The organism is Alicyclobacillus sp. SO9 (assembly GCF_016406125.1).
Classification (GTDB): domain Bacteria; phylum Bacillota; class Bacilli; order Alicyclobacillales; family Alicyclobacillaceae; genus SO9.
In genome coordinates, this window is record NZ_CP066339.1 from 1770918 (window position 1) to 1786836 (window position 15919).

The 15919-nt window shown below is 49.4% G+C and carries 16 protein-coding genes; 9 read left to right on the forward strand and 7 right to left on the reverse strand.

The features are described from left to right. Positions 1-162 precede the first annotated feature (162 nt). Positions 163-1455, forward strand: coding sequence for an MFS transporter (locus GI364_RS07915; protein WP_198853085.1), 1293 nt, complete (start codon positions 163-165; stop codon positions 1453-1455). A 229-nt stretch (positions 1456-1684) separates the two neighbouring features. Here GI364_RS07915 and GI364_RS07920 read toward each other — a convergent pair whose 3' ends face one another. Both GI364_RS07920 and GI364_RS07925 read right to left on the reverse strand, forming a co-directional pair. Beyond that, positions 1685-1918 (reverse strand): 4Fe-4S ferredoxin, encoded by a 234-nt coding sequence (locus GI364_RS07920; protein WP_198853086.1) that lies wholly within the window; start codon positions 1916-1918, stop codon positions 1685-1687. A gap of 121 nt (positions 1919-2039) precedes the next feature. Beyond that, on the reverse strand, positions 2040-3068 hold the full coding sequence (locus GI364_RS07925) for a phosphatase PAP2 family protein (RefSeq protein ID WP_198853087.1): 1029 nt from the start codon (positions 3066-3068) through the stop codon (positions 2040-2042). 359 nt (positions 3069-3427) lie between these two features. Between GI364_RS07925 and GI364_RS07930 the strand changes: the two genes are divergently transcribed. From GI364_RS07930 to yfmH, 3 genes are all read left to right on the forward strand, one after another. Further along, entirely contained in the window at positions 3428-3664 is a 237-nt protein-coding gene (locus GI364_RS07930; RefSeq protein ID WP_198853088.1) for a hypothetical protein, read from the forward strand. 131 nt (positions 3665-3795) lie between these two features. Then, positions 3796-5091, forward strand: coding sequence for an EF-P 5-aminopentanol modification-associated protein YfmF (gene yfmF, locus GI364_RS07935; protein ID WP_198853089.1), 1296 nt, complete (start codon positions 3796-3798; stop codon positions 5089-5091). After that, positions 5084-6370: an EF-P 5-aminopentanol modification-associated protein YfmH gene (gene yfmH / locus GI364_RS07940; RefSeq protein WP_198853090.1), complete on the forward strand. Its 1287-nt coding sequence runs from the start codon at positions 5084-5086 to the stop codon at positions 6368-6370. The genes yfmF and yfmH overlap by 8 nt, the downstream gene beginning before the upstream one ends. 816 nt (positions 6371-7186) lie before the next feature. Here yfmH and GI364_RS07945 read toward each other — a convergent pair. Then, positions 7187-7942 carry a tRNA threonylcarbamoyladenosine dehydratase gene (locus GI364_RS07945; protein ID WP_198853091.1) on the reverse strand — a complete coding sequence of 252 codons (756 nt, stop codon included), beginning with the start codon at positions 7940-7942 and terminating at the stop codon, positions 7187-7189. A gap of 165 nt (positions 7943-8107) precedes the next feature. On the opposite strand from GI364_RS07945, the gene GI364_RS07950 reads away from it, so the two are divergent. Continuing rightward, positions 8108-8581 carry a DUF188 domain-containing protein gene (locus tag GI364_RS07950; RefSeq protein WP_198853092.1) on the forward strand — a complete coding sequence of 158 codons (474 nt, stop codon included), beginning with the start codon at positions 8108-8110 and terminating at the stop codon, positions 8579-8581. A 17-nt stretch (positions 8582-8598) separates the two neighbouring features. Here the strand turns inward: GI364_RS07950 and GI364_RS07955 are convergent, their stop codons facing one another. Beyond that, positions 8599-9327 carry a radical SAM protein gene (locus GI364_RS07955; RefSeq protein WP_198853093.1) on the reverse strand — a complete coding sequence of 243 codons (729 nt, stop codon included), beginning with the start codon at positions 9325-9327 and terminating at the stop codon, positions 8599-8601. Continuing rightward, complete coding sequence (gene queD, locus GI364_RS07960) at positions 9324-9797, reverse strand: 6-carboxytetrahydropterin synthase QueD (protein ID WP_198853094.1); 474 nt, start codon at positions 9795-9797, stop codon at positions 9324-9326. The genes GI364_RS07955 and queD overlap by 4 nt, the downstream gene beginning before the upstream one ends. A gap of 156 nt (positions 9798-9953) precedes the next feature. Here queD and GI364_RS07965 point away from each other — a divergent pair, with 156 nt between their 5' ends. The 4 genes from GI364_RS07965 to GI364_RS07980 all read left to right on the forward strand — a co-directional run bounded on the left by GI364_RS07965 (position 9954) and on the right by GI364_RS07980 (position 13733). Continuing rightward, positions 9954-11270 carry a purine/pyrimidine permease gene (locus GI364_RS07965; RefSeq protein WP_198853095.1) on the forward strand — a complete coding sequence of 439 codons (1317 nt, stop codon included), beginning with the start codon at positions 9954-9956 and terminating at the stop codon, positions 11268-11270. 59 nt (positions 11271-11329) lie between these two features. Then, complete coding sequence (locus tag GI364_RS07970; RefSeq protein ID WP_198853096.1) at positions 11330-12406, forward strand: carbohydrate kinase family protein; 1077 nt, start codon at positions 11330-11332, stop codon at positions 12404-12406. Between the two features lie 73 nt (positions 12407-12479). Next, on the forward strand, positions 12480-12899 hold the full coding sequence (locus tag GI364_RS07975) for an acyl-CoA thioesterase (RefSeq protein ID WP_198853097.1): 420 nt from the start codon (positions 12480-12482) through the stop codon (positions 12897-12899). Between the two features lie 39 nt (positions 12900-12938). After that, positions 12939-13733, forward strand: coding sequence for an SDR family NAD(P)-dependent oxidoreductase (locus GI364_RS07980; RefSeq protein ID WP_233096061.1), 795 nt, complete (start codon positions 12939-12941; stop codon positions 13731-13733). Between the two features lie 84 nt (positions 13734-13817). On the opposite strand, the gene GI364_RS07985 is transcribed toward GI364_RS07980, so the two are convergent. Both GI364_RS07985 and GI364_RS07990 read right to left on the reverse strand, forming a co-directional pair. Further along, entirely contained in the window at positions 13818-14543 is a 726-nt protein-coding gene (locus tag GI364_RS07985) for a type 1 glutamine amidotransferase (RefSeq protein ID WP_198853098.1), read from the reverse strand. After that, a complete protein-coding gene (locus GI364_RS07990; protein WP_198853099.1) occupies positions 14506-15876 on the reverse strand; it encodes a MurT ligase domain-containing protein in 1371 nt (456 codons plus the stop codon). The genes GI364_RS07985 and GI364_RS07990 overlap by 38 nt, the downstream gene beginning before the upstream one ends. Between the last annotated feature and the right edge of the window lie 43 nt (positions 15877-15919).

Sequence of the window (15919 nt, forward strand, 5' to 3'; positions counted from 1 at the left end):
CCGTTTTAGACAACGGTTTTGAAGCAGCCCGTTTTTTGTACTCATATCAGCGACAGGATTCGTGTATGCCTGTGCGCGAGTGGCGGAGGCGTTTTTGGACACACTATGCTTTGTATGATCAGCACCTGGGTTGTCATCGGGGGCACTAAGGGAGGTGAAGTTTTGGGTCAACCACAACGACATCCCTTATGGGCAGACGCCAGGTGGTTGTTGCTCATTAGTGGAATTTTCTCTTTGTCGGTGGCTTTGTCAAATACTTTTGTAAACATCTATTTGTGGAAAGTGGACAAAAGCTACATTCCAATTGGTTGGTACAATCTCGCTGTGTACGCACTGGTTCCATTTGCATTTGTGGTTGCCAGCTACATTGCAAATCGCTACTACGCTGTTGCCACACTACGCATCGGCGTACTGCTGCACGCAGGATTTTATCTCTTTGCGCTGTTTGGCGGTACACGTGCAGCTTCAGTACCTTTTTTATTGGGAATGGTGATGGGAGCCGCACAGGGTTTTTACTGGTATTCCTTCAACTTTTTGAGCCTGCGAGTCACCAAGTCTGAAACCAGGGACAGATTCTACGGGTTAAATGGTGCCATGGTGGCCATTGCCAATATGGCTGCACCCATCTTGTCTGGGGCCATCATCTCTGGGGAGGACAAGTTTGGTCCATTGAATGGATACCACGTCATCTTCGGCGTATCTCTCATTTTATTTCTTGTGGCAACAGTGGTCAGTATCAAACTGAAGCCTCAGCCAATCTCAGGTCGACTCTCCATCTCCCAAGGTCTTCGTCTGATGAAGAAGCGGCCATGGCGGCACATCCTCACAGGATGCTACATTTACGGCTTACGGGAAGGCGTATTCCTGTTTCTGATTGGCTTGTTAATGTATATCGCTACGGGGAGCGAGCTCCGACTAGGTGAATTTTTGTTCTTGCAAAACTTCCTGTCATTTTTGTCGTTTTATCTGGTGGGAAAAATTGTTCGACCTGGAAATCGAGTTCGAGTTCTTGGTGTAGGTGCCTTAGGAATGGCCTTGGCAGCACTTATTTTTCTGCGCCCAGTTTCTGCGGCTATGATAATTGCTTATGGTGTTTCCATTGCAGTTGCACTGCCTGTTTTTATTGTTCCGCTGCAAGGGCTTGTTTTTGATACCATTAGTCGATTGGACGAAACAGGAGATCAAAACGATGAACAGTTGATTGCACGGGAAGTGGCCGAAAACGGTGGACGGGTGACGGGAATAGGTGTCTTTTTGTTGGTCATCAGTTCATCTCCGACAAGTCTGACTATATCCAGATTGGCGGTTGTCCTGGGGTTTGTCCAACTCATTACCTGGTTTGTCATTGCCATGGGACATCGTACACACCACGGCGGCAGCAAACAGTCGGGGAAGGTCCGCTGGGAGGCGCAAAATGGTGCCTTGGAAACCGGGGGGAGACAGTCCCAGCCGTAACGGGAGAGTTAGAGCAAGACGAGTTAGGGGAGTTAGGGTACTGGCGTTTGGTGCAGTCCGTTCGGTGCAGTCCGTCTGTTGCTGTCTGTTTGCCACTGGCTCGTTCCATAAAGAAAAGCAGGTGCGATGCACCTGCTTTTGCGACTCATGTCTAAGACAGACATATGAATTACTGACTTTCGAGTACGGTAACCTCGAGTCCTGTAAACTCTATCACAAAGATAGTGGCTTACTTGAAGAAATCGGCATTCTTTTGAATAAAGGATTTCTCGTCGTCTGGAACGAAGTCTTCTTGGAAAATAGCACTTACTGGGCAAACTGCTTCACAAGCACCGCAGTCGATACAGGTGTCTGGATCGATGTAGTACTGGTCTTCACCTTCATGGATACAATCCACAGGGCAAGTTTCTACGCAATCTGCAGCTTTCTCATCAATGCACGGCGATACAATTACGAATGCCACGCGTACTCCCCCTCAAACAGAAGTAGTGAAATACTAGAACAATGATATACCACGATGGGTGGCTTTTCAACACTCTTCTCTGTCATTCATTCCCTAGGAACTCTACGAATTCAACGAATTGTCATCGACTGTCACGAGCCAATTCAGACCAACCTTGTCTGAGTACGAGTCCGGCAGTTGTGTCCATACCGGTTTCCAGCAGCACTCTGGCACGGAACTGTTCCCACGCTGCACTGAGGTACGGACTTAGTTGAATGGTGACGACCGAAAGTGCAGTTCCTGCTGCCACATCGAGGAAATAATGCACCCTCAGATATATTGTGGATAGAATAATCAAAGAAGCTACGGGAATGTAAAACCAACTCCACCTCCGGCGGTACTTCCATATGTTTGCCGCCATCACCAGAGATATACCCGTGTGAAGGCTCGGAAAACAATCTCTCGCAATACTGCTCTGACCGAGTACAAGCAGCCTTGGCAACGCACCTACTGATGATTGGTAATGAACCATGAAAACAGGACCGACAGCAGGGACAAAGAAGTAACCTATGTAGCCAATATAAAAGGTGAAAATAGCTGTCGTCATATAATTTTTAACCGCTTTCTTGGAGTGCTTGTACAGAAGCAAAACGGTGGCGTAGACCAGGATAAACCAGGACATGTATGCCGTACTGAAAATCACGTTAAACACGGGGTTGACCAAAGGGGCAATCCACTGCGATGGCAATTTTCCAAAAAACAGAATCTTATCAATATGCATGATGACGAAGTCTCTATCAAAGGGGTTAAAGACATTAATATAAAAGATAATAATTTTGTAAATTGTCATCATGACTATGAATGACAGTGCTAATCTGGAAAAGTAAGAAATTCTCTGCGGAATGCGCGAGTGCCTTTGTCTCAAAATAAGGAATCCAGTGAAGAAGACCAGGAACAAAGTGAGGGATTCCCATGTAGCAGGTTTTAGCATCAGAGCGTATACATTGTTCAACATCTGTCCAGGCATTCCTCTGTAGCTGAAGACCTCATCAAGTCGTTGACCGTACCGAAGAAAAATCACCAGTGCTCCGATACTCATAAGTAAACCTGCAACTTCATACGCTTCAAGGTGAAAGAACCATCGAACAGCAGTGCGATAGACGCGTATCAACCAACCTTCCCCCAATCCCCCAACACATCAACAACTTCAAATAAATATCAAATTTATACATAATCCAATATACCACTTGGCTTTGAAAAGTTGAACACATTACGATTGCAGGGCATATATTGCTCTAGAAACCGGCACCAACGTGTTGGTGTCACCCCGCCCTGCAGGGTGTTCACATAGGGGAATCAGGGTGCACAAAGTGCACCCTGTCCCCATTATGATTAGCCGTGGTGTATGACGCCAAGGCCTGTTTTAGTTTTCAAAAGAAACGCACAACGTCTCGAAAATCGCAGAGTTCCCATGTATAGCGACATGATTTCGCCCATAAATATTGAAGCAAAGCGAAAGGAAGGGATCCCATGTATCAATGTCCTGTTTGTGGTGAATTAATGGATGCTTTAACCAATGTCCACTGTGTATCCAAACATCAGGAGACGAGACGAGAGTTCATTGCACATCACGGTGCTCCAAAGTTTGTCAGCCCAAGGTTGACTGGAGACATACAACGTTGGATTCGAGCAACCCAAATTATTACCAGAACGGACTTTGACGTCGCCCAGGCGTCTGCACGAAACTTATTAGGAAAGCGGTACTGAAGCAACGGACAATGCAGCCGTTCTTTTTTATTTTCTCTGATGAAAGCGCATTAGACACAAAGTTGATATTCAATGCGGAAATCGTTCATACTGACAGCATAGCTCGAATTCAGACAGGAGTGTTGCAGTCAATGTCGAGTTTTCAAACGTTTAAAAGCGGACGGTTGTATGTACATATTCTTCCAACAACCCAGTTCAAAACACGCTACATCAGTATGAAGCTCGCCCGTCCCATTGATAGAACTACCGTAACAAGCATTGCCATGTTGCCGTTTTTATGGATGGAAGGCACAGAGGAGTATCCTACAGCAAAAAGCTTGATTCGTAGAACGGAGTCCATGTACGGCACGAATATCCGTACTTCTATTGGAAAAAGAGGCGATATGCATGTCGCAGAATTGCATGCCACTTTTCCAAATCAAGAAGTTGTCACCGGAAACGCAAAGTTGGCGGATGAGGTCTTGCATCTGTTGACGAGCGTCTTGACACATCCGGCGCGTGAGAACGATGTATTTGTCGAGGCGCATGTCCACAGAGAAAAGAATCTGCATAAGCACCGGATTGAGAGTTTGTACGACGACAAGATTTCCTATGCAATGGAGCAGTGTTTAAAGGAAGTCTGCGGCGAGTCCCCAGCCGGTCTTCCCAGACTTGGATTTGAGGAGGATGTGAACGGGCTCACGTGTGGGAACTTGTACCGGGATCACCAGGCTCTGTTGAATGAATCTGAGATTCACACCTACTTCATTGGTGAGGTCGCCGATGCTGAAAAACAAGCCAATGACATTTTCTCAAGATTGAACCAAGACCTTGTCAATCGCACAAGTACATCTGAGAAAACGGTTGAACCCTTGCCATTGCGGCATGCTGAATCAAAAACTGTGGTCGAGCGGCAGGATTTGCAGCAAGGAAAACTCAATCTTGGGTTTCGAACAGGGATATCCTATTCTGCGGCCGACTATATGTCTTTGCTGACCGCTAACGGGATTTTGGGAGGGTTTCCGCACTCCAAACTGTTTGTCAACGTTCGTGAAAAGGCGAGTCTGGCTTATTATGCGACGAGCCGGCTTGAAGCGCTGAACGGAGTGTTGGCCATTCAGACTGGCATTGATGTAGGCAACTATGATGAAGCCTTAAAGATTATCCTGGAGCAAGTTGATAAATTGAAGCAAGGTGATATCACAGCAGATGAGCTGGATTTCACTTTGCGAGGCATCAAAAACCAGTATGTGCAGGCCCTTGATCAACCTGCTGCTATGGCTGATGTCCATTTCTCCGGCAGATTGGCGGGCGTCGACAGGGGTGTCGATGATTTAATCGCCAGCATAGACGGCGTGCAACCAGACGCGGTTGTAGAGGCAGCCAACACACTTGAACTAGACACAGTTTATTTCCTTCGGAATCAGGAGGGTGCCCGTCATGCATGAAATCACTTATCCGCCTTTTAATGAAAAAATGTATCAGGAGCAGTTGGACAACGGATTGACTGTATTTTTGTTGCCCAAACCAGGTTTCCAGCAGACTTTCTCTGTGTTTACGACTCGCTTTGGATCCATTGATCAAACGTTTGAAATGAATGACGGCAAGGACCTACTGACTGTTCCGGACGGTATTGCTCATTTTCTCGAACATAAGATGTTCGAGTCTCAAGAGATTGATGTTTTTCAGGAGTTTGCCAGACACGGAGCGTCTGCAAACGCATTTACCACCTTTGATCAGACCTCGTACCTGTTTACGAGTACACAAGATATCCTGGAAAACACAACAATTCTGTTGGACTATGTCCAAGACCCGTATTTTACCGAGGAGAATGTGGAGAAAGAAAAGGGCATTATTGGCCAAGAGATTCGGATGTACGAAGACAATCCGGATTGGCAGTCCTTCTTTGGATTGCTCAAAGCTATGTACAAAACCCACCCTGTCCACCTTGACATTGCCGGAACGGTAGAAAGCATTGCGGGAATCACCAAAGACCTTCTGTACGATTGCTATCGAACGTTTTATCATCCAGCCAACATGGTCTATGTGGCCGTGGGCGGCTTTGATCCCGAACAGATGATGAATCACATCCGCTCAAACCAAGCTGCCAAGAATTTTCCCAAGGCGCCGCCATTTACGCGAGTGCCCGTGGATGAGCAGAAAGAGGTAGCCACGCCGCAGGTTACCGCCGAACTAAGTGTCAGCCAGCCACGCTGTATCATTGGATGGAAGGATGCGGATGTCGGACTTACAGGAGAATCGCTCCTCAAGCAAGAACTGCTAACCGGCGTCATCCTTGATACCCTGTTTGGCAGAGGCAGCGATGCTTATCACGAATTTATCGATGAAGAACTGATTGATCAGCAGTTCAGTTGGGAGTATGAATGCACAGAGAGTTATGGATACTCACTCGTCGGCGGCAATACCAGCAATCCCGACCTGCTGCTAAGACGAATTAATGAAACTCTAGACAGGGCTCGCTACAGCGGGCTTTCACAGGATGAGTTTGAGCGCAATCGCAAAAAAGCCATGGGCCGCTTTGCCATGGCCATGGATTCACCGACCGCTATAGCTCGCAACTTTACTTCATATCATCTGAAGGGTGTCGATTGGTTTTCTTCAATCCAGATTTTAGAGAACCTGACGTTGGAACAGGCGAATGAGCGGCTCAACAGTCACTTTGTTTCGTCCCAACAGGCAGCCTCCATTGTAACGCCGAAAGAGTGAAGAGTGAGCCAAGGAGCAGCCTGGGGCCGCGGCTGCGGCTGAACGGAGCGGCAGAACGGAGCGGCAGAACGGAGCGGCTGAATGGAGCGGCTGAATGGAGCGGCAGAACGGAGCGGCTGAATGGAGCGGCTGAATGGAGCGGCTGAATGGAGCGGCTGAACGGAGCGGCTGAACGGAGCGGCTGAACGGAGCGGCTTAACGGAGCGGCTGAACGGAGCGGCTGAACGGAGCGGCTGAACGGAGCGGCTGAACGGAGCGGCTGAATGGAGCGGCTGAATGGAGCGGCTGAATGGAGCGGCTGAATGGAGCGGCTGAATGGAGCGGCTGAATGGAGCGGCTGAATGGAGCGGCTGAATGGAGCGGCTGAATGGAGCGGCAGATATGCCGAAAAGTTGGCTTGAGAGGGCACGGCGAGGAGTTGGGTGCGTGTCATGGGCAGAGAACACAGTTGAAAGCTGCCCGTGCGAGGGAGTTTGTTCGCGATCGCGTTTGGTTAGTGATCCCTTCGCTCCCTATTCCGGTACTCGCCAAGCGATAGTGATCGATTCGATCACTATCGCTTGTAGCCGTCTACCATAGGGATCCCATTGCTCCCTATGGTCCATGTCCCACCCTGCCTCGATGCACATTAGGGATCATTGATGACACTAATGACTCGGCCAATTGGCTTTAGTGATCGTTGGGATCACAATCGTATCGCCGCTCCCGCGAATAGTGATCATTTGAGTCCCTAACTGCCGGACTGGTGCAGTCCTGAGTGGTGCAGTCCTGGCAACTGTCTTCAGCAGGGTGCCAGATGGGCTGGCACCCTTTTAGTTAGAGTTCGATGCCGAGCAAATCATGGATGACTACGCTTGCGAGGATTAGGCCGGCTACTGAAGGGACATAGGCAGTACTCGCTGGCGGCATTTTCTCCTTGCGGATTTTCGAATCTGTCTTCTCTTCAGGTACAATGTCTCTGCGGACGTTTTCCAGAGGCTCACGAGGAGGCTCGTCGGAGCAGACTGTTTTGACACCTTTGGCAATGCCGAGTTTCTTGAGTTCTCTTCGTAATACTTTTGCGATGGGATCGACCTTTGTATCCGCAAGATCCATCACTCGAAATCGGGTTGGATCCAACTTGTTGGCAGCGCCCATACTGCTAACAATAGGAATGTTGCGTTTCACACAACTTTGAATCAAGTGGATTTTTGCACTGACCACGTCAATTGCGTCAACGACGTAGTCCAGGGAGTCAAATCCGAACAATTCATCTTCATTTTCCTGTGTAAAGAAGACCTTTTTGGCGATGACTGTACACTCTGGATTTATAGCGTGGATGCGTTCTTTCATCACGTCTACCTTCGGGTGTCCGACTGTAGTGGTCAGCGCGGGCAACTGTCGATTGACATTTGTAATGTCTACGGTATCTTTATCGATTAGGATGAGTTGCCCAATGCCCGATCGCGCTAAGGCTTCCATCGCGAATGAGCCCACTCCGCCGGCTCCAAGGACGGCAACGGTTTTCTGATGAAGTGTTTTCACACCGTCTGTGCCGAAAACCAGCTCTGTTCTCGAAAACTGATTGACCATGCTATCACCACCGAATTCTAAGTTAATAAGTATTCATTATTAAGTGCTCATTATTAAGTGTTCATTATTGATTTGCAACAAACCTGCGTTCATAAGACGGAGTCATGGACTCATGGAGTCATGGACTCAGGAAGTGTTTCCTCTCAGCATAGGAGTGAAGTAACTGTGGAAATTTTTGTTGACGGTGACGCGATGCCTAGAGACGCCTTGGCTGCCATTGCTGCGTATGCCAATGACGCTGACATGAAAGTGTCTGTCATACATAGCATCAATCACGAACTGACACTTCAGGAATCCATTGAAAACATCACGGTGGACGCCCACGCTCAATCTGCGGACATGGAAATCTTCCGTCGAATTGACAAGTCTATACCGACAATTGTTGTGACTCAGGACTACGGTCTCGCCAATCTGTCTCTGGGCCAAGGCGCTGCAGTTGTGTCACCTGCAGGGATGGAGTACACAGAGGACAACATTCAAAGGCTTTTGTTTGAACGGACTCTGCATGCTGAAGAGAGAAAACGAACGGGTCGCAATAAAGGCCCAAAACCGCGAACAAAAAGTCAGAAACACGAATTTCAGCAAGTTCTCGCAGCCGTCGTACAGCGATTGCGCCAGGCCTCCGAGTCAAAACTGTAAGTCTGCAGGGGGGTTGGTTAGACGCCTCGCATATCGGGATCCCAGATGATTTTATGCAATTGTAAATTTAGTTTCACGTTGTGAAGTTTCTTCTCCAACATGGCTGCCACGAGCTTTTGCGGCGGCATCGTTTCCCAGACGGGACTGAACAGTACAGTCCCTTTCTCCACCCATTCTTCAACCACTTTGCAGGCTGTGTCGAAATCTTCATCGTCGGCGATGACAAACTTGATTTCATCCTGATGGCCAAGCAGTCCGTAATTTGCCTGAAGCATTCGGTCTTGTTCGCCGCTCTTGGGTAATTTGTAGTCCAGAATAAACCGGACTTTTTCCCTGACTTGCGCTTTTTCATTACGAAGATGGATGAACGGCGTTAAATCTATGGCTCCGTTTGTCTCAATGTGCACGTCTTGAATCAATGGCAAACGGGCCAAAGCTTCAATTAATACAAGGACCTTTTCGGTATAGAGAAGGGGTTCCCCTCCTGTGAGGCAGACTCTTTGGTGTCCTAATCTCCCGACCTCTGCAACAATGTCACCAACGGCAGCAAAGTATTCAGGTTGAGCAGGCGCGTAACTGTAGGGTGTATCGCACCAGGTGCAGCGGAGGTTGCAGTTAAACAACCGCACAAAAGTCGTCGGAAAGCCTGCTGCAGTGCCTTCACCTTCGATGGTCTCGAAGACTTCAACCATGGGCAGCTTCAAGCTGAGTTGTTCTGTAGTGAGTCCCAATTCTGCGGTTGTCATTTTGTCATCCATTCCCGTTTCAGGGAAGCCCTGCTGGTTGGTGTTTCGTACAAGATTAATTCCTCCAAGCGCCAATCTTGCTGTTTGCTGTCGCGTTTCTTCAACTCAGATTCGAGTTCTCTCCAAATCCACGACACAATGTTTTCCGCTGTGGTGTTCATTGGCGGCAACACTTCATTTAGGTAGTGGTGATCCAGGGGTCTTTCCACCCTCAGCTTGTATATCTCCTTTAAGTCACCAAAGTCGATACAAAGCCCTCTCTCGTCAAGATAGCCGCTCACTGTAATGACCAGTCGATAGGTATGACCGTGGAGGCTTTTGCATTTCCCTTCGTACATATATAAGTGATGTGCTGCATCGAAGGTAAATTCCTTCGTTACGGCAACCCGATGTTGATGATATTTCAACTGGTTCGGTTGAATGTCTTCATATAGTTTCATAGCTCGCTCTGGAATGTGGTATTCAGACATCTGCTGTCCTCCTTGCGGTTTTGCAGTACCTCTTATGATGCCGTGACACAGCTCTGTCGTCAAATTCAAGTCGTGAGAAGTCCTTGTCTTTGTTTCTTGTCTTTAATTCTTTAATGTGATTGTATTACAAATGAATGAGAGAGAGGAGGCTATAGATTGGAAAGTCTGCGTTACACGCTGGATCAGACACCACCTGCATCGGTGTTGTTTCTCTCTAGTCTTCAGTGGTTTATGTTCATCCTTGCCAGTGTGTTGACAGTACCAATTGTACTCGGCCACGCCTTCGGTATGACAGCGCAAGCTACTGCGTTGTTGGCCACAAGAACCTTCTTTGTTGCCGGAATTGTCAGTTTGCTGCAAGCGTGGTTCGGTCATCGGTATGCTGTACTGGAAGGACCCGCCGGAATGTGGTGGGGCGTGTTTATCGTCCTGATTCAAATGACACGACAGGTCGGAGGCTCGATTTCAATTCTGCAGCGTCAACTTGAAATGGGTCTGATGATTGCGGGGCTTGTCTATATGCTGCTTGCTGTTACAAAACAGCTTGATAAGATTCGAAACTTGTTCACACCTGTCGTCACGGGGACATTTCTGGTTCTGTTGTCATTACAACTGTCAAAATCCTTGGTTGAGGGTCTGCTTGGAATTGGTTTTCATCATCAGCACACAGTCCAACCTGAAATTTTTCTGCTCTCCCTGGCACTGGTGACATTTACAGTGGGCATTATGGTTTCTGGCAGGGGCATAGTAAAAAGTCTGGCTGTCCTTATTTCGCTTGTTCTTGGCTGGGTTGTTTACGGTTTATTAGGTTTGTTGCAGGCGCCCGTGCACAAGAGTACCTTGTTTGCAATACCCAAAGTGTTTGCCTGGGGCGTGCCTCAGTTTCACTGGGGCACTGTGATTACTGCAATTTTGACCGCATTTATCCTACTCTCAAACGTTGTTGCAAGTGTTCAGGCGTTTGGCAGCGCTACATCCTCCACGCCAGAACCATATCGCTACACCAGGGGGACTTTTATCAGCGGAGCAGGGACTGTACTGGCCGGTTTGTTCTCTACGGTCGGCATGGTCCCCTTGACAGCCGCTTCAAGTTTAGTCTCCTTGACGGGAATTGCTTCCCGGCTGCCGTTTATCATTGCGTCAGCAGCGGTGGCTATTCTTGGTTTCTTCCCGCGGATTGGCCAATATGCTGCAACCCTTCCCGCTCCCGTAGGCTATGCTGTTTTGTTTACTGTATTTGGGCAATTGCTTGGGTTCGGGCTGAAGGATTTTGCTAAACTTGAGTTGAACCAAAGAAACATTTTTGTGGTTAGCATTCCGCTGATTGCGGGAGTTGGGACTTTGTTTGTAGCGGGATCGGCGTGGGAAACACTCCCGTCTCTTGCCTCATACCTCCTCGGAAACGGCCTCATTGTCGGCATTGTACTCGTGCTGCTGCTCGAGCACGTATTACTGAGAGCCAGGGGAACGTAACAAGGGAACGTAAAGAGTCAGAGATACAGCACGAAGACAAACATTGGGAGGGGATACAGATGCGAACTGTTGTGAGCATGGGTGAGTCCTTGATTGACTTTGTTGCACATGAACGAGGCCGGTTGCGTAATGTAACGACTTTTACCAAAGCTGCAGGAGGTGCGCCTGCAAATGTGGCAGCTTGCGTCGGAAAACTGGGGGGCCGGAGTGCGTTTATTGGCCGCCGAAGTGAAGATGAGTTTGGGCAGTTTTTGCAGCACACCCTGGAAGAATTCGGGGTCAATGTGCAGTATTTTTTGCCTGTGGCACAGCGACCGACTGCCATGGCATTTGTTGCACTGGATGAGACAGGAGACCGGTCTTTTCAGTTCTTCCTGGAAAACACCGCTTATCAAAGCCTTGAACCCTCTGATATTCCCATCGATTTTTTGGAGAGCGCCGGAATTCTCCACGTCGGTTCAGTTGCAATGGCCACCGAGCCAGGTCGAACGACAACTCTGCACGCAGTGAAGCAAATGAAGCAGCTTGGCGGTGTGGTCTCGTTTGATCCAAATTGGCGTCCCAATCTCTGGCCTGACCCAACCCAGGGTGCACAGGTGATAGAAAGTGTCTATCCCTTTACAGATGTCCTCAAAGTGAATCGTGAAGAATTGGAACTCCTGACAGGGACCTCGGATTTATCCGCAGGTGCACAGCGGCTGCATTCGAAGGGACCTGGTCTTGTGCTCATCACGTTGGACGCCGACGGCTGTTTCTATTCGTTGCAAAGTGCTTCGAGCAACAGGGACTTTTTCGGCAGCACGAGCAGCGAAACCAGTACCGGCGGCACGAGCAGTATGACCAGCACGAGCAGCAAAAGCGGTACGGGAAGCACTGCTTCTCCTTTAAGCCAGGGGCAGGTTCCAGGACGACGGGTGAATGTTGCAGATACAACCGGGGCTGGCGACGCATTCATTGCTTCTTTTTTGTTCCAACTGGCACAGTCACCGAACGCAAGGGAACTGAGTGAGCAGAGTGTACGCAACTGGGTTGAGTTTGCTGTTGCGGCCAGCAGTCTTGTCACCACGAAGCCCGGAGCGATGGCCGCTTTGCCTACACTGCGGGAAGTGGAATCCGTTCTGGAGTCCGCCCTTTAGAGAGTCTGGTACTGAGACTTTCTGAAGCGGCCGGGCAACTGTTTTAGAATTTCGAACAGCGAGGGGATATGGTGTGCTGACGCATCAGGTAAGGGTAAGTTTTTCGGATTGCGACGGTTTGGGGCATGTGAATCATGCCAAGTATTTTACTTATATGGAGGAAGCCCGAGCAGACGTGTTTCGGTTTTTTAATCCAACGCTGGAGCTTGACAAGTGGAACTTGATTGTCGTTTCGGCGCGCTGTGATTACCTGCAACAGGTCTCGTATATGGAAACGCTAACGGTTTTGACGTGGATCAGCAAAGTGGGGACGGCTAGTTTCACAGTCGATCACGTTATTCAAAACGAAACGGGCGACTACGTTGCCCGCGGGCAGGGTGTTCTAATCGCGTATGACTACAAGGCGCAAAAAGCCCATGCGATTTGGCCTGAAGCAAAAGAGAAACTGCAGCAGCATGGAGTGCCCCCGGAGGGTGTGCCTCCGCTGCGGTAACGGGATGCAACAGTAAAATTACAAGTAAAGGTGGACTGCATGATGACTGAAGGAAAACACAGTTACTTACCTTCTTTTTCTCTCAAGGGAAAGCGCACTGTTGTGACAGGGGCTAGCCGGGGGATTGGGCGAGCTTTGGCAATCGGTTTGGCACAGGCGGGATCGGACGTTGTACTCCTGGCTCGTGACGAATCCAAGCTTGCGGAAACAGAGACAACCATTCATGAGATGGCACCAGACACCAAGGTAGAGCAGGTCACCTGCGATATTCGCAACAACGATGCCATACGAGCTTCTGTGGCTGCCATCGCACAGGGCGGCCCCATTGACGTCCTGATGAACAACGCAGGACTCAACATTCGTGTTCCGGCACTGGATGTGACTGATGATGACTGGCGTACGGTTATCGACACAGATTTAAGAGGAGCTTTCTTCATGGCCCAGCAAGTTGGAAAAGTGATGGTACATCAGGGGCGCGGCAGTGTCGTGAACGTTTCCTCCGTTGGCGGTCACGTCGCGCTTCGAACCGGTGTTGCGTACGCAGCTGCCAAGGCAGGTGTCATTCAGATGACAAAGGTTCTGGCGATGGAATGGGGGGCAAAGGGAGTTCGTGTGAATTGTATTGCACCGTGGTATTTCCGCACTCCTCTGACAGAGGACCTCCTCAAACAGCCGGATTACTTACAGGACATTCTCGATAGAACACCCTTGAACCGTGTGGGAGAGGTAGAGGAACTTGTGGGTCCAGCGTTGTTCCTGGCGTCTGACGCAGGCTCTTACGTCACTGGACACACGTTGTTTGTGGATGGCGGAATGAGCGTTTTCGGTTTTTAACACGAGGACAAGCCTTCGTTAGGGAAGGAGCTTTGATACGGAAAGGCTCATCACACAGTGAAAACCCTCTGCTCCTTATGCTTTTTATGCTTCTCGGATACGTCTAGATAAGAATGCATCGCGGGCTGCTCCTTCGAGTTGGTCCGCGAGAGGTTCCAACTCTCGGTTCATACCGGCGTATTCCAACGCACGCTTTAGCATTTCGTCGGCAAGCAGCGGATTTTTCGGCAGCAGCGGACCGTGGATATATGTACCCACTACGTTGTGGTACAAGACACCTTCCATTCCGTCGGAACCGTTGTTTCCGTTTCCTTTTTCTACACTCCCCAAGGGCATATGGCTGTGGGTTGTGCGGCCGCTGTGGTTTTCAAAGCCCATTACAGTTCCTGCAATTTCTGTTTCAATGGCAATATTTCCAATCAACCGCGGCGAAGAGGCTTCTGTGACGAGGTTCAGTAAAGAGAGGCCTTCAACTTTTCTGCCGTCTGGTAACTGATAGTACTCCCCCAGCAGTTGGTAGCCGCCGCAAACCGCCAACAACGGCAAGCCGTTTTCCACGGCAGCCTTCCACTCGGTCTGTTTTTGCAGCAGTGTTTGGGCAACCAACTCCTGTTCCCTATCGGAACCGCCGCCAAGCAGTACCAAGTGATAGTCTGCCGGATCAGGCTGCACATCCCGGGGAATAAAGTCCACAGTCACTTCAATACCGCGCCACTGTGCCCGCTTCACCAGGGTTTTGATGTTCCCTGAGTCTGCGTACAAGTTGAGCAAATCAGGATACAGATGGGCGATAGTAAGGACGTTCGTCATGTGTTCTTTGCCTCCGTTTCAAAATGTCTGCCATTGGGTACAGTGCTGTGTAGGTAGACAGAACATAGACTGGCAGATCGCCTGCTGCTTGGGCCAAGGCCAAGCCTTTGTCTGCAGCAGCACTCATATCGGGGATTGTCGTCAGCGTATCCTCGTCACACCCCGCATACTTCAACCGCAGCGCCATATCTTCACCTCTCAATCCCGTTAGCACACAGTGAACAGCATTCATTTCCTCGGGAATCAATTCGAAGTCTGCGTCCCACAGCCAGGACACATCGCGTCCGTCTGCAGCATTGTCGTTAATCGCAATGATTACGATTTTTTTCCCGGGTTCTCCGGCAATGGCGGTCAGTACACTGTCACAGCCTGTTGGGTTCTTAATGAGGTTGAGGATGGTTTCTGGGTGCGTATGATAGGTTTGCATACGTCCAAGAGGTGCCTTGTAAGCTTCAAGCCCCTGTTTAATTTGCTCTGCATTAAGGCCTAGCACACGCGCGGCTGCCACGGCACACAACGCGTTATAGACATTAAACAAACCTCGTACAGGCAAGGAGAAAGATGTTTTGGGCAAATCTCCTTGTGTCAGCGTCAGGCTGCCGTTTGTATACTCGGCGGAGAACTCCGGGTGAGGCCGATAGAAGTCACATGCTGGACAATGGTAAATGCCCAGTTGTCCGTAGAAGAAACTGTCATACTCCAGTCTTTCACCGCATTCCAGGCAAAACGCACCATCCCTCATTTGGTCCCGACTGCCAAACCGTCCTTGGTCCCTGTCCATGCCATAATATAGACTTGGGCCGGCGTAGCGCAGACCGATGTGGCGGGCAAGGGGATCGTCCGCATTTAAAACTACGGTCGCATTGGTCTTATTTAATCCCGCAATCAGCTTTTGCAGGGTTGTATCAAGTTCGCCGTATCTGTCCAATTGATCGCGAAAGACATTTGTCACCACAGCCACCTTCACCGGGAGGCTTTCAGCCACGGCAGGCAAGGTTGCTTCGTCGACTTCGAGCACAGCAGTCTTGCGTTTCATTTTTCCCGTCAAAGATGCGTGGATTAACAGCGCACTGACCAAGCCCTGTTGCATGTTGGCACCCTCAGAATTCGTAATGACAGCCGTGTCCTGCTTCATCATGGCCGCCAACAGGCGATTCGTTGTTGTCTTGCCATTGGTGCCCGTTACAACCACACATCGGTCCAATCCGCTGCCAAGTTTTTTTAGTAAATTTGGTGAGAACCGAAGTGCCAGCTTGCCCGGAAAACTTGTTGCATTGCGGCCCAACAACCGCAGTGTCCAGCCAGCCAGTTTGCCAATCCAAAGTCCAAACAAGCTTTTCACTCCTCGTACATCGCGTGGTCTGTACCCTTGTAGT

What these genes read in the sequence shown, in the direction of transcription:
- GI364_RS07930 (WP_198853088.1), top strand. Translation starts at nt 3,428, where the DNA reads ATGTATCAATGTCCTGTTTGTGGTGAATTAATGGATGCTTTAACCAAT.
- yfmF (WP_198853089.1), top strand. Translation starts at nt 3,796, where the DNA reads ATGTCGAGTTTTCAAACGTTTAAAAGCGGACGGTTGTATGTACATATT.
- yfmH (WP_198853090.1), top strand. Translation starts at nt 5,084, where the DNA reads ATGCATGAAATCACTTATCCGCCTTTTAATGAAAAAATGTATCAGGAG.
- GI364_RS07945 (WP_198853091.1), bottom strand. Translation starts at nt 7,942, where the DNA reads ATGGTCAATCAGTTTTCGAGAACAGAGCTGGTTTTCGGCACAGACGGT.
- GI364_RS07955 (WP_198853093.1), bottom strand. Translation starts at nt 9,327, where the DNA reads ATGACAACCGCAGAATTGGGACTCACTACAGAACAACTCAGCTTGAAG.
- queD (WP_198853094.1), bottom strand. Translation starts at nt 9,797, where the DNA reads ATGTCTGAATACCACATTCCAGAGCGAGCTATGAAACTATATGAAGAC.
- GI364_RS07970 (WP_198853096.1), top strand. Translation starts at nt 11,330, where the DNA reads ATGCGAACTGTTGTGAGCATGGGTGAGTCCTTGATTGACTTTGTTGCA.
- GI364_RS07980 (WP_233096061.1), top strand. Translation starts at nt 12,939, where the DNA reads ATGATGACTGAAGGAAAACACAGTTACTTACCTTCTTTTTCTCTCAAG.
- GI364_RS07985 (WP_198853098.1), bottom strand. Translation starts at nt 14,543, where the DNA reads ATGACGAACGTCCTTACTATCGCCCATCTGTATCCTGATTTGCTCAAC.